The 13,151-nt window shown below is 49.8% G+C and carries 11 protein-coding genes; 10 read left to right on the top strand and 1 reads right to left on the bottom strand.

The window, feature by feature from the left end; translation table 11 throughout:
• Positions 1 to 37 precede the first annotated feature (37 nt).
• The 5 genes from ACTJJS_RS19125 to lpxB all read left to right on the top strand — a co-directional run bounded on the left by ACTJJS_RS19125 (position 38) and on the right by lpxB (position 4,035).
• Entirely contained in the window at positions 38 to 931 is an 894-nt protein-coding gene (locus ACTJJS_RS19125; RefSeq protein ID WP_440664885.1) for an ABC transporter ATP-binding protein, read from the top strand.
• Positions 928 to 1,713 carry an ABC transporter permease gene (locus ACTJJS_RS19130; protein WP_440664886.1) on the top strand — a complete coding sequence of 262 codons (786 nt, stop codon included), beginning with the start codon at positions 928 to 930 and terminating at the stop codon, positions 1,711 to 1,713. Before ACTJJS_RS19125 ends, ACTJJS_RS19130 begins: the two co-directional genes overlap by 4 nt.
• Before the next feature lie 84 nt (positions 1,714 to 1,797).
• Positions 1,798 to 2,574 carry a 5'/3'-nucleotidase SurE gene (gene surE / locus ACTJJS_RS19135; protein WP_168870088.1) on the top strand — a complete coding sequence of 259 codons (777 nt, stop codon included), beginning with the start codon at positions 1,798 to 1,800 and terminating at the stop codon, positions 2,572 to 2,574.
• A 33-nt stretch (positions 2,575 to 2,607) separates the two neighbouring features.
• Positions 2,608 to 2,910, top strand: a complete 303-nt coding sequence (locus ACTJJS_RS19140) for a hypothetical protein (protein WP_168870087.1) — start codon at positions 2,608 to 2,610, stop codon at positions 2,908 to 2,910.
• 18 nt (positions 2,911 to 2,928) lie between these two features.
• Positions 2,929 to 4,035, top strand: coding sequence for a lipid-A-disaccharide synthase (gene lpxB / locus ACTJJS_RS19145; RefSeq protein ID WP_440664887.1), 1,107 nt, complete (start codon positions 2,929 to 2,931; stop codon positions 4,033 to 4,035).
• Between the two features lie 32 nt (positions 4,036 to 4,067).
• Here lpxB and ACTJJS_RS19150 read toward each other — a convergent pair whose 3' ends face one another.
• Complete coding sequence (locus tag ACTJJS_RS19150) at positions 4,068 to 4,238, bottom strand: DUF6728 family protein (RefSeq protein WP_168870085.1); 171 nt, start codon at positions 4,236 to 4,238, stop codon at positions 4,068 to 4,070.
• Positions 4,239 to 4,301: 63 nt separating this feature from the next.
• Here ACTJJS_RS19150 and ACTJJS_RS19155 point away from each other — a divergent pair, with 63 nt between their 5' ends.
• The 5 genes from ACTJJS_RS19155 (at position 4,302) to ACTJJS_RS19175 (ending at position 13,085) form a co-directional block, all read left to right on the top strand.
• On the top strand, positions 4,302 to 6,902 hold the full coding sequence (locus ACTJJS_RS19155; protein ID WP_440664888.1) for a beta-mannosidase: 2,601 nt from the start codon (positions 4,302 to 4,304) through the stop codon (positions 6,900 to 6,902).
• A 2-nt stretch (positions 6,903 to 6,904) separates the two neighbouring features.
• Entirely contained in the window at positions 6,905 to 8,344 is a 1,440-nt protein-coding gene (locus ACTJJS_RS19160; RefSeq protein ID WP_440664889.1) for an alpha-L-fucosidase, read from the top strand.
• Between the two features lie 110 nt (positions 8,345 to 8,454).
• Positions 8,455 to 9,231 carry a response regulator transcription factor gene (locus ACTJJS_RS19165; protein WP_440664890.1) on the top strand — a complete coding sequence of 259 codons (777 nt, stop codon included), beginning with the start codon at positions 8,455 to 8,457 and terminating at the stop codon, positions 9,229 to 9,231.
• Between the two features lie 60 nt (positions 9,232 to 9,291).
• A complete protein-coding gene (locus ACTJJS_RS19170) occupies positions 9,292 to 11,541 on the top strand; it encodes a RelA/SpoT family protein (protein WP_168870082.1) in 2,250 nt (749 codons plus the stop codon).
• 272 nt (positions 11,542 to 11,813) lie between these two features.
• Positions 11,814 to 13,085 carry an adenylosuccinate synthase gene (locus tag ACTJJS_RS19175; protein WP_168870081.1) on the top strand — a complete coding sequence of 424 codons (1,272 nt, stop codon included), beginning with the start codon at positions 11,814 to 11,816 and terminating at the stop codon, positions 13,083 to 13,085.
• Positions 13,086 to 13,151: the final 66 nt, after the last annotated feature.

The following is a 13,151-nucleotide window of genomic DNA, read 5'->3' on the forward strand; positions in this document are numbered from 1 at the left end:
TTTACTTTTTCATTCAACTAAAATACCAACGCCAGCTGTGTCTATCCTGTCCTTACAAAATATCTCAAAGAAGTTCGGCGCCGTACAGGCTTTGTCCGGTGTGTCTTTCGACGTGCCGCAGGGCGCCGTGTACGGTATCCTTGGTCCGAACGGGAGCGGTAAAACTACCCTGCTGGGCATTGTGACCGATGTCCTGAAAGCCGATACCGGCAGCTTCACGCTGTTCGATCAGGCCGCCTCTGCCCGGCAACGCCGGCAGATAGGGACTTTGCTGGAAACACCCAATTTCTACCACTATCTCAGCGGATACCGTAACCTTGAGATAGCTGCCGCGATCAAACAACGCGATAAAAATGATATCGCCCGCGTGCTGGAGCTGTGCGGCCTCACCGCCAGACAACATGCCGCCTTCAAAACCTACTCCCTGGGGATGAAACAGCGACTGGCCATCGCGTCTGTCATGCTGGGCGACCCGGAAGTACTGATACTCGATGAGCCTACGAACGGACTGGACCCCGCCGGTATCGCGGAAGTGAGGGAGCTGGTGCGTAACCTGGCTAGAGCGGGTAAGACCATTATCCTCGCCAGCCACCTGCTGGACGAAGTGGAGAAAGTATGTACCCATGTGGCCATTCTGCGCAACGGAAAACTGCTGCTCTCCGGCAGTGTAGACGTCGTGATCAGCCGGCATGATTACCTGGAGCTGGGCGCTGCAGATAATGAAACGCTTAAATCAGCGCTGCTGGCATATCCTGGCTGCACCAGCGTGCAGCTCAACGGCAACGTGGTGGTGGCGGTGTTCAATGCATCGCCGGAACCGGCGCAGGTCAACAGCTACCTGGCACAACAGGGCATCTGGCTGCAGCACCTGCAACTCCGCAAAAAGAGCCTCGAAAAAGCATTTCTGGAAATAACCAACGATCCCGCATGAAACAATTACTCTATACCGAATGGCTGAAAGTGAAGAACTACCGCACTTTCTGGATAATGCTGCTGGTCGCGGTGATTATGGTCCCGGCCGGAAACTACGTGCCGGCGGACATTATGTCGAGCCGCGAACTGAACCAGGCAACAAAAATGCTGGGACAAACACCTTTTGGTTTTCCGACCGTCTGGCAAACCGTCGCCAACATCAGCAGCTACATGACAGCTTTGTTTGGGCTGATGCTGATTATTTTAGTCACGAACGAATATACTTTCCGCACCAGCCGTCAGAACATCATCGACGGATGGGAACGCCATCAGTTTGTATATGCCAAACTGATATGGGTACTGTTGTTGTCTGTATTAGCCCTGGTGGTGGCCATACTGACCGCCGTGGTCCTTGGTTTCGCCTATGGCAGCAACGCCTTCAGCCTTGAAGGTTTCAGCTATCTTTGGTACTACTGGCTACAGCTGGTGCTGGCACTGAGCCTGGCGTTGTTGCTCGCGGTGCTGGTAAAAAGGGCGGGGTTCGCCATGGCCATTTTCCTCGGTTATACCATGATGCTGGAACAAACGCTGGTATTGTTGCTCAAACGTTATGTAGGTCCCGTTGGCGGCCTGTTGCCGCTGCAAACCGGCGATGAGCTGCTGCCTTTCCCGTTGGTCGGAAAAATGGTCGCAGCCAGCAGTGACCGGTACGACGACAGCATTTATTTGTTATTCCTGGTGGGGTACATTGCGCTGGTCATCTACCTGGTTTTCAGGAAAGTATTAAAATCGGATTTGTAAAAAAAGCTATATATTTCACATTCTTTTAAAGCGAAATGTTTGTGAGAGAGCTTAAATTTGTTGGGCAAAGTAAAAATGTGAAATATGGAAAAACAGGAGCGCATCATATTAGTGACAAACGACGACGGTATAACGGCGCCGGGTATACGGGCTTTGATTGAAGCAGTGCGGCCGTTGGGAAAGGTAGTGGTAGTGGCACCGGACAGCCCGCAGTCGGGCATGGGGCACGCCATTACGATTGGTGTTCCTTTGCGTTTGAACCAGGTAAATATTTTTGAAGATATAGAAGCGTGGCAATGTTCCGGTACACCGGTAGATTGTGTGAAACTGGCGAGAGATAAAATACTGCATCGTAAACCGGATATCTGCGTAAGCGGTATCAATCACGGTGCTAACCACTCTATCAACGTGATCTATTCCGGCACCATGTCAGCAGCCATGGAAGCAGCTATTGAAGGCATTCCTTCAGCAGGCTTTTCTTTCCTGGAATACAGCTATGACGCCGATTTTTCACTGCCTGCCAAAGTGGCCCGTGAGGTGACAGAACGGATGCTGGCTTCTGAACTGCCGGCCGGAAGCCTGTTCAATGTGAACATTCCGGTGGTGGAGGAAAAAGATTTCAAAGGACTGCGCCTTTGCCGGCAGGCAGATGCCAAATGGGTAGAGGAATTCGACGAACGCCGCGACCCGCATGGCAAAAAATACTACTGGCTCACCGGACAGTTCAAAAACAGGGACGTAGGAGAAGATACGGACGTATGGGCGCTGGAAAACAACTACGCGTCTGTGGTGCCGGTACAGTTTGACCTGACCAACTACAAGCTGAAGAAACAGCTGGAAGAATCCTGGAAGGATCTCTAAGAACAACGGCAATATCGCCACTATTATAACCTTATGTTGAAAAAAGACAATCTTTCGTTAGGAATCGTACTGGGGCTGCTGACTCCCCTGGTAGCATTTTTCCTGTATTACTTTTTCCTCATCAGACCCCATAACAATATAGGGCTGGGACAGTTTTTTAATATCCTGAAAGACAACCGGCAAATGATTCCCAAAATAGTGAGCATCTGCCTGTTGGTGAATGGATTAGTCTTTTTTCTGTATACCAGGACCCGGAAAGATATTACCGCCAAGGGCATCTTTCTGATGACAATGCTGTATGCCATTGTTATCTTGTTACTTAAACTGATCAGATAATTTTTAATAAACACCAGATTGAAATATTACATTATAGCAGGAGAGGCATCAGGGGATTTGCATGGCAGTAACCTGGTGAAGCAGATGAAGCAGCTGGACACGGCGGCGGATATACGTGGATGGGGAGGCGATATGATGGAAGCCGCCGGGGTGAATGTGGTGAAACACTACAAGGAACTGGCCTTTATGGGCTTTGTGGAAGTGGTGATGAACCTCCGCACGATCCTGCGTAATATGGAAATGTGTAAAAAAGATATCGCCGCTTTTAAACCGGATGTGCTGGTGCTGGTGGATTATCCCGGTTTTAACATGCGTATTGCCGAATGGGCAAAGCAGCAGGGAATCAAAATAGTATATTATATTTCCCCGCAGGTATGGGCCTGGAAGGAAAACCGTGTGAAAAAGCTCAAGCGCGATGTGGACAAGATGCTGTGCATCCTGCCGTTTGAGCAGGATTTTTACCGTAAATGGAACTACGAAACGGAATATGTAGGTCATCCGCTGGTAGAGGTGGTCAAGGCGGCCAAGGAAGAACCGGCCGACACGCCGTTGTCTGACAAGCCTATTGTGGCGGTGCTGCCCGGCAGCCGTAAGCAGGAGGTGAGCGTCAAGCTGCCGATCATGCTCACTATGGCCAAACATTTCCCGGAATACCAGTTCGTGGTGGCACAGGCGCCCAGCCTCGATGACCATTTCCTGGAAAGCCTCACCGGACAACATCCCAATGTGTCCATGGTGAAAGGCAAAACCTATAAGCTCCTACGGCAGGCCAAAGCGGCCCTAGTTACCTCCGGTACCGCCACGCTGGAAACAGCGCTATTCGGCGTGCCTGAAGTGGTCTGCTATAAAGGTAATCCCATCTCTTATTTCTTCGCCAAAAAACTGATTAAAGTAAAATATATCTCCCTGGTCAACCTGATCATGGACCGGCTGGTGGTGAAAGAACTGATCCAGCACGATCTCACGGAAGAAAACCTGCTGAAAGAGCTGACCAGCCTGCTGAAAGATGATAAAGCCCGTCAGCACCTGATGGCCGACTACGCGGAACTATGGCATAAACTCGGCGAAAGAGACGCCAGCAGAAGGGCTGCGGAAGTAATCGTGAACTACGCTAAAAACAAATAGCTAAATAACCAAATAACTAAATCATAAATGATTTAGTGTCTTCTTATCAGCCTCACAATCATTACAATCAGGGCTATCAGAAAAAGAATGATCGAGATGCGGTTCATGCCGTGCATCATCGCTACATAACGTGTTTTAGGCGCGTTAGGGTCCCCTTTGCCAATATAGAAGTATCTTAATATTTGTTGCCAGAAACGTTTCATGCACCAAAGATCGGAAATCAATATTATTTTTGAAGCTGGCTGAATAATCAAGATATGAAATATATGAGATGGGGTCGATGGCTGGTATCGATCTTTTTTTTGACCTGCGTTACTAAATCGATTTATGCGGCGGGAACTGTTACTGACACACTGGTTTCAGGATGGGAATTCTCACGTGTGGACGAGGGCGTATGGCGCCCTGCCACAGTGCCCGGCACGGTACATACCGATCTGCTGGCCCTGCAGATGATACCCGATCCGTTTGTAGGCTCCAACGAAAAAGCTGTGCAATGGGTGGATAAGAAAGACTGGCAATACCGGAAAAAATGGAAGCTGTCAGCCGCCGAGCTGCAATATGACGTGCTGGAGCTGGATTTCAAAGGACTGGACACCTACGCGTCTGTATATGTGAACGGTCAGCTGGTACTGCAATCTGCCAATATGTTCGTGGAACAGGTGGTCAACGTGAAACGCTGGCTGCGCGAAGGAGACAACGAACTACGGGTGCTCTTTGAGAGTCCCGTTAAACACGATATGCCACAGTTCCTGAAAGACCAGGTGATCTATCCCGCCGGTAATGACGCCAGCGATATCCCGCTGAGCATCTATGCCCGTAAAGCGCCCTACCACTACGGCTGGGACTGGGGGCCGCGCCTCGTAACGTCTGGCATCTGGAGACCGGTGCTGCTGAAAAAATGGAATAAAGCAGTGATCCGCGATGTATGGTGGCAGCAACAACAACTGAGCACCGCCAGCGCCACGCTGAACGCGGTGACCACCATAGAAGCGGTCGCACCCGGCACCTACAACCTCAAACTGATAACTCAACTCGGTAGCTACAGTAAAGTAACCACGACCAAAGTAACATTGAAACAAGGCCGCAACACGGTGCAGGCGCCGGTGCAGATCCGTCAGCCGCAGCTGTGGTGGCCCGCCGGACAGGGAAATCCTACCTGTTATGTCATGACAGCCGAACTGCTGGATAACACCGTTTCGATTGATAAAGACGAGAAAATGGTAGGATTGCGAACAATTGAAGTGGTGAATCAACCGGACAGCCTGGGCGAAAGTTTTTACGTGAAAGTCAATGGCCGACCGGTTTTCATGAAAGGGGCCAATTATATCCCGCAGGACAATTTCCTGCCGCGCGTGTCTGCATCCAAATACAAACAGTTGTTTGATGATATGCGTAACAGTCATTTTAACATGGTGCGCGTATGGGGCGGTGGTATTTATGAAGATGACCTTTTTTATTCACTGGCAGATGTTAACGGTATCCTTGTCTGGCAGGACTTTATGTTTGCCTGCACCCTGTATCCGTCCGATACGGCTTTCCTGAACAACGTGAAAGCGGAAGCAGCAGATAATATCAGAAGATTGCGCAAACACCCGTCACTGGCGTTGTGGTGCGGCAACAATGAAGTGGCTGTGGCGATTAAAAACTGGGGCTGGCAAAGTGGTTATGCCTACACCGATGCACAATGGGCCAGCCTGCAACAGGGATATGATCAGTTGTTTAAAACGGTATTGCCCGCCGTGGTGAAGGAAAATGACCCCGGTCGTTTTTATTTCCATTCTTCCCCTATCAGTAACTGGGGCAAGAAAGAAGATTTTACCAAAGGGGATAACCACTATTGGGGCGTATGGCATGGGATGGAATGGTTTGAAGCGTTTAATACGCACATCCCGCGGTTCATGAGTGAATACGGTTTTCAGTCATTTCCTGAAATGGCCACCATCGATAGCTTTGCTACCAAAGCAGATTATGATATTTACTCCAATGTGATGCAGTCGCATCAAAAAAGCCCAGCCAAAGGCAATACTGCTATCCGTACGTATATGCTGCATTATTACCAGGCGCCGAAAGATTTCCCGTCTTTCGTTTATCTGAGCCAGGTGTTGCAGGCGGAGGGGATGAAAGTGGCTATTGAAGCGCATCGCAGGGCTATGCCTTATTGCATGGGCACCTTGTACTGGCAGTTGAATGATTGCTGGCCGGGCCCGTCCTGGTCGGGCCGTGACTACTACGGCCGCTGGAAAGCGTTGCAATACTATGTGAAAGAAGCCTTCAATCCCTTGCTGATATCCGGTGTTGTGGAAAACAACCAGTTGAAGGTGTGGGCCGTTTCTGATGAAATCCGTAACCATAAAGCCGCCGTGGAGCTGGTGGCGATGGACCTGGCGGGCAATCCGGTATGGAAACAAACTTTGTCAGGCGTGGATGTTCCTGCCAATACCAGTAAACAAATTTTTACAGTAGATACAGCGGCTATTCTGAAGGGAAGGAATCCTGCTGAGGTAATATGCTATGCACAACTGCGAATTGACGATAAGATTGTCAGCCGCAATATCTTTTATTTTGCCCCGGCGAAGGATATGCCGCTGGAGAAGCCGGCTTTTACAACTACGGTGGAGCATAAGTTGTTCGTAGATCCGCCATCATTATACCGTGACAGGATATTGCTAACTATTCGGGCAGATAGGTTTGCCCGTAACGTTTATTTACAGTTGAACAATGCAACCCCGGGGGAGCAATTTGATCAGAATTACTTTGACTTATTGCCTGGAGAAAGCAGGACTGTTTGGTTACGATCTACGCGCGATATAGAGAAGATCAAAGCAGCGTTGACAATTACCTCTTTGGTAGATACTTATAAAAATTGACTATGAGAAAATTATGGATGGCATTGGGTTGTGCGTGGCTCGCGGTAAGTGCGGCCAGTGCGCAAACGGAAGAACCGCCGTATGTACCGGAAACAGATCCGGTGGTAGTTCAAAAACTGGACGAGTGGCAGGACTGGAAATTTGGGATGATCATTCACTGGGGGCCATATTCCCAGTGGGGCGTGGTAGAGTCCTGGAGCATTTGCCCGGAAGATGAAGAATGGATTGGGCGTAAATATCCCAAGATGCCGTATTTCGAGTACCTGCAAAAGTACCAGGCGCTGGGCAAAACCTTCAACCCTACCGCTTTCGCGCCCGAGAAATGGGCTAAAGCCGCAAAGGAAGCCGGTATGAAATACCTGGTGTTCACCACCAAACATCATGATGGTTACTGTATGTTCGACACCAAACAGACAGATTACCGCGTAACCGCGCCGGATGTGGCTTTCAGCAAGAATCCGCGGGCCAATATCGCGAAAGAGGTGTTTGAAGCGTTCCGTAAGGAAGGCATTCATGCAGGCGCTTATTTCTCCAAGCCGGACTGGCATTCCGATGCCTACTGGTGGAATTATTTCCCGCCCCGCGACCGTAATGTGAACTACGACGTGAAAAAATATCCTGAAAGATGGAACCAGTTCAAGCAGTATACCTATAACCAGATCGAGGAACTGATGACCGGTTACGGCAAGCTGGAGATCCTTTGGCTGGATGGCGGCTGGGTAAGGCCTTTGAAGCAGCAGACCAAAGAATCCCTGTCGTGGAGCAAAACACTGCCGCAGGACCAGGACATCGATATGGGCCGTATTGCCAGGATGGCGCGCAGCCACCAGCCCGGGCTGATCGTGGTGGACCGCAGCGTGCATGGTCCGTACGAAAACTACCGCACCCCTGAGCAGCAGATCCCGGAGAAGCCGCTGGCTTATCCATGGGAAACCTGTATGACGATGGCCAATTCCTGGTCGTATGTGCCGGATGACAAATACAAACCCGTTGGTAAGCTTATCCACAATCTGGTGGATATCGTGGCCAAGGGCGGCAATTACCTGCTGAATGTGGGCCCTGGCCCTGACGGAGAGTTGCACAAAGAGGCTTATACCACCATGAAAGGTATCGGTGACTGGATGAAAATCAACAGTGCTGCTATCTATGGCACCCGGGCCGTAGCACCGTACAAGGACGGTAAAGTATGTTTCACCCGGAAAAAAGACGGCAGTGTGTATGCTATCTACCTGCTGGACGAGCAGGAGCAACTGCCTGCCACGATTGTTTTTAAAGGGCTGAAACCGGCCAGAGGGGCATCTTTACAGTTGCTGGGCGGTTCCGGTAAACTGGTGTGGAAAACCGAAGGGGACACTGTTACCGTACATATCCCTGAAAAGCTTCGGCAACAGGCCTGGAACCACGCAGTGGCTATTCGTATCAGTGTTGTGGAAAAAGTGTGAAAATGATGTGAATTAGTGTTAATTTGTAGTGAATAATAAAAACAGGCCGCCGATAACCCAAGGCAGCCTGTTTTTTGTTTTATAGGTAGATATGCCCAAAAAGGTTGACTATGAATATGCAAACCCACGTGAATAAGAACCCCCGCATTTTGCTGGCGGAAGACGACAAGGTACTGGGGGAAATCGTCAAAAAAAACCTGGAAAGCATCGGTTATCAGGTAGAGCACTGTATGGACGGTGAAGACGCATGGGAGGAATTCCAGCGTAAACGATATGACATGCTGCTGGTGGACATCGTGATGCCCAGGAAAAACGGCTTTCAGCTCGCGAAGGACGTTCGCAGCAAAAACACACTGGTGCCCATCTTCTTCCTTTCTGCCGAAAAAACCATGGACGCCGACAGGCTCGACGGCTTTAAGCTGGGCGCAGACGGTTACATCGTGAAACCTTTCAGCCTCCTGGAGCTGCAAAGAAGGGTGAAAGCCTTCCTCAAATGGACCCGCCCCCCCAAAAGTGAACTGCTGATCGGCCACATAGTAGGCGACCATACGTTCAACTACCGCAAAATGAAAGTATACCCCCGCGACAGCCAGACAGCCTACGTGGCCACGTTTTCCCCCACAGAAGCCAAGCTGCTGCGTTATTTCTTCAATCGCCCCAATGTAATTATCAAAAAAGACGAACTGCTGATGAAGCTCTGGGGACGTGACGATGTCACCTCCAGCCGCAGTATGGACGTATTTATCGGAAAGATCCGTAGACAGATAAAGATCGAGCCAAGGCTCAACCTGGAAACGATCTTTAACGTAGGCATGCGCCTCAATGTCCCTAAAGACCTCCTGTTGCAAAAGATCACCATCCCCATTACCAATCAGGCAAAACAATAGCAGCCGTCCTTTTAAGCCCCTGTTTCTTTCAGATTATATTAAATCGTAACTTTAGGCCCAATGGAAACAGCGGCAGTTCAAAAATATAATCTAGACGAAGAGCAGGAAAAAAAAGAAATCGTCCGGCATTACCGCGCCTTGTTAAGGGCGCTCAAACCCCGTCTGAAAAAAGGCGACAGGGAGCTGGTACGTACTGCTTTTGAAATGGCAGCGGATGCCCATAAGGAAATGCGCCGTAAATCAGGCGAGCCCTATATCCTGCATCCCCTCGCCGTGGCACAGATATGTGTGGAAGAAATAGGCCTGGGCGTACGCTCAGCTATCTGTGCCTTGTTACACGATACCGTGGAAGATACGGAAGTGACCCTGGAAGATGTGGCCCGTGAATTTGGCAACGAAATCGCCCACATCGTGGACGGCCTCACCAAGATATCCACCGTCATCGATTCCAATACCAGTACCGCACAGGCGGAAAACTTCAAGAAAATACTCCTGACCCTGGCAGATGACCCCAGGGTGATCCTGATCAAACTGGCCGACAGGTTGCATAACATGCGTACCCTCGACAGCATGAGCCGGGAAAAACAGTTGAAAATAGCCTCTGAAACGGTGTTTATCTACGCTCCGCTGGCTCACCGCCTCGGATTGTACAACATCAAGTCCGAGATGGAAGACCTGGCCATGAAATACACGGAGCAGCAAACCTACCGTGAGATAGCCCGGCGCCTGAAAGAAACCAAGCGTGAACGCACCCGCTATATCAACGAGTTTATCAAGCCTATCAAGGAAGTACTGCAGGAGGAAGGATTTACCTTCGAGATCTACGGTCGCCCGAAGTCCATCCATTCCATCCACAACAAGATCAAAACAAAAGGCGTGGCCTTTGAAGAGGTGTACGACCTGTTCGCGATCCGTATCATCCTGGACTCCCCGCTGGACAAGGAAAAGGCCGACTGCTGGAAGGTATATTCCATCATCACCGATTTCTACCACCCCAGCCCGGAACGTACGCGTGACTGGCTCAGCAACCCCAAATCCAACGGCTATGAGGCCCTGCACGTAACAGTAATGGGCCCGCAGGGTAAATGGGTGGAAGTACAGATCCGCTCCAAACGCATGAACGACTACGCCGAAAAAGGAGTGGCCGCCCACTGGCGCTATAAGGAAGGCGCCGCAAACCCGCAACAGGAATCCAAATTCGATCAGTGGTTCACGCAGATACGTGAAATCCTCAGTAACCCGGATTCCAATACGCTCGACTTCCTCGCTGATTTTAAAAGCAATCTCTTTACAGAAGAGATCTATGTGTATACGCCCAAAGGCGACCTGAAAATATTGCCGGTCAACTCTACGGCGCTGGACTTCGCTTATGCGATCCACAGCGCCGTGGGCAACAAGTGTATCGGCGCCAAGGTGAACTATAAACTGGTGCCGCTCAGCCATAAGCTGCGCAGCGGAGACCAGGTGGAGATCATCACTTCCAACAAACAGAAGCCTTCTGAAGACTGGCTCAACTTTGTGCTCACCGCCAAAGCCAAATCCAAGATCAAGGACGCCCTCAAGGAAGAAAAAAGAAAAGTGGCCATGGATGGAAAAGCTGCGCTGGAGCGCAAGCTGGACCATATGAAGGTGACCGCCAGCCAGCACAATATCAATGAGCTGGTACAGTTCTATAAACAACCGTCCCCGCTGGACCTGTATTATCAGATCGCGGTAAAAAATATCGACCTTAAAGAGCTGAAACAGTTCAGCCTCCTGGGAGACAAACTGGAGCAGCCTAAACCGGTCAAACAACCGGAGCATGTTCCGGAAGAACATGTGAAACATCAGATCCCGAACAAAAAAGACGCGGAACTGATCATTTTCGGGGAAAGCTCCGATAAGATTGCCTACAAACTGGCCAACTGCTGCCGTCCCATTCCGGGCGACGATGTATTTGGTTTTATCACCGCCAGCGAAGGCCTTAAAATACACCGGACCAACTGTCCCAACGCCGCCCAGCTGCTGGCCAATTATGGCCACCGCGTGGTGAAAACCAAATGGGTTAAAAACAGGGAAATCTCTTTCCTTACCGGCTTACGGATTATCGGCATGGACGATGTGGGCGTTATCCACAAAATCACCAATATTATCTCCGGTGAACTGAAAGTCAATATCTCCGCACTCAGCATTGAATCCAAGGAAGGGCTGTTTGAAGGCCTGATCAAGGTATATGTGCATGATAAGGAGGAGCTGGACGAACTGGTGGACCGCCTCAAGAAGCTGGATGGTATCCAGTCAGTACAACGACTCGAAGAATCACAATTATAGGCGCCCAAAGCATATAAGGGAGCAAAGCCACAAAGTAAACATTATAAGTTATTATACTATTTTCTTTGCCGCTTTGCTCCCTTATATATTTTGTGTGAAACAGGGAGCAAAATGCTTGTCATGTGCGGGCCAGGCGCAATGCAGGTCTTTGTGTGCCTGGCAATCCCCGCCCTTCTCTGTGTTCTTTGTGAGAGAAATTTGATTTTGTAGTATTTCAGCGTAATTTTGCCACTTCTTTTAAAAGCAACCTCCGATAATTAATTAAAATCATTATGGTAGACGTTTTGTTAGGCCTGCAATGGGGCGACGAAGGCAAAGGTAAAATTGTGGACTATTTTGCCGGCAGGTACGACGTGATTGCCCGTTTCCAGGGTGGACCAAATGCTGGCCATACCCTGTATGTAAACGGTCAGAAAGTAGTATTGCGCACCATTCCTTCCGGTGTGTTTCATGATAAAACCATTAACCTGATTGGTAATGGCGTAGTACTGGACCCTGTAGCTTTCAAAAAAGAAAGTGAAGATATCGCTGCCCTGGGCATCGACCTGACAAAAAACCTGTTTATCGCGGAAAAAACGCATATTATCGTTCCTACGCACCGTGCGCTGGACAAGGCTTCCGAGATCTCTAAAGGTCATGATAAAATCGGTTCTACCCTGAAAGGCATTGGTCCCGCGTACATGGACAAAACAGGCAGAAACGGCCTGCGTGTGGGCGATGTGATCTCTGCCGATTTTGAAACGCTGTACGAAAAGCTGAAGCAGAAACACCTGCAGATGCTGTCCCAATACAACGTGGAAGGCCTGGAAGCTGACATCGAAGCCTGGGAAAAAGAGTTCTTTGAGGCAGTGCCTTTCCTGAAAAAAATGAATATCGTCAGCGGTGAATATTTCCTGAATGAAAAACTGAAAGCCGGTAAAAAAGTACTGGCCGAAGGTGCGCAGGGAAGCATGCTGGACGTGGATTTCGGTACGTATCCGTTTGTGACGTCTTCCAATACTATTTCTGCCGGCGTATGTACCGGGCTGGGCATTGCTCCGCAATGGATCAAGGAAGTGATTGGTGTGACCAAAGCTTATTGCACCCGCGTGGGCAGCGGTCCTTTCCCGACCGAACTGCATGATGCCACCGGCGAAAACCTGCGTGCTGCCGGACATGAATTTGGCGCAGTTACCGGCCGTCCCCGCCGTTGCGGCTGGATCGACCTGGTAGCCCTGAACTATACCTGTATGCTGAGCGGCGTTACCCAGCTGGTGATGACCAAAAGCGATGTACTCGATGAATTTGATGAGGTACTTGCCTGCACCGCCTACGAAATCAATGGCCGGCAAACCAAACAATTGCCTTTCCAACTCAACGGTCTGGAGGTGAAACCAGTATGGGAAACCTTCAAAGGATGGAGCGAAAAGACTGCTACCTGCAAGCAGTTCAACGAGTTACCTTCAGAGATGAAAACTTTTGTGGAAGCAGTAGATAACTATCTGGGCGTTCCCGTGAAATACGTTTCCAACGGGCCGGGACGCGATCAGATACTGGAGCGCTAAACCTCAAAAATTAAGGAAAAAAAACGGCAAAAAAAATTTGGCTAATCAAAAAAACTGTTAAAACTT

This window comes from Chitinophaga sp. 22308 (genome assembly GCF_052045305.1).
GTDB lineage: Bacteria > Bacteroidota > Bacteroidia > Chitinophagales > Chitinophagaceae > Chitinophaga > Chitinophaga varians_A.

Excerpts from the sequence above, each read along its gene's own strand:
- ACTJJS_RS19130 (WP_440664886.1), top strand. The coding sequence starts at position 928 with ATGAAACAATTACTCTATACCGAATGGCTGAAAGTGAAGAACTACCGC.
- surE (WP_168870088.1), top strand. The coding sequence starts at position 1,798 with ATGGAAAAACAGGAGCGCATCATATTAGTGACAAACGACGACGGTATA.
- ACTJJS_RS19140 (WP_168870087.1), top strand. The coding sequence starts at position 2,608 with ATGTTGAAAAAAGACAATCTTTCGTTAGGAATCGTACTGGGGCTGCTG.
- ACTJJS_RS19150 (WP_168870085.1), bottom strand. The coding sequence starts at position 4,238 with ATGAAACGTTTCTGGCAACAAATATTAAGATACTTCTATATTGGCAAA.
- ACTJJS_RS19155 (WP_440664888.1), top strand. The coding sequence starts at position 4,302 with ATGAGATGGGGTCGATGGCTGGTATCGATCTTTTTTTTGACCTGCGTT.
- ACTJJS_RS19160 (WP_440664889.1), top strand. The coding sequence starts at position 6,905 with ATGAGAAAATTATGGATGGCATTGGGTTGTGCGTGGCTCGCGGTAAGT.
- ACTJJS_RS19165 (WP_440664890.1), top strand. The coding sequence starts at position 8,455 with ATGAATATGCAAACCCACGTGAATAAGAACCCCCGCATTTTGCTGGCG.
- ACTJJS_RS19170 (WP_168870082.1), top strand. The coding sequence starts at position 9,292 with ATGGAAACAGCGGCAGTTCAAAAATATAATCTAGACGAAGAGCAGGAA.
- ACTJJS_RS19175 (WP_168870081.1), top strand. The coding sequence starts at position 11,814 with ATGGTAGACGTTTTGTTAGGCCTGCAATGGGGCGACGAAGGCAAAGGT.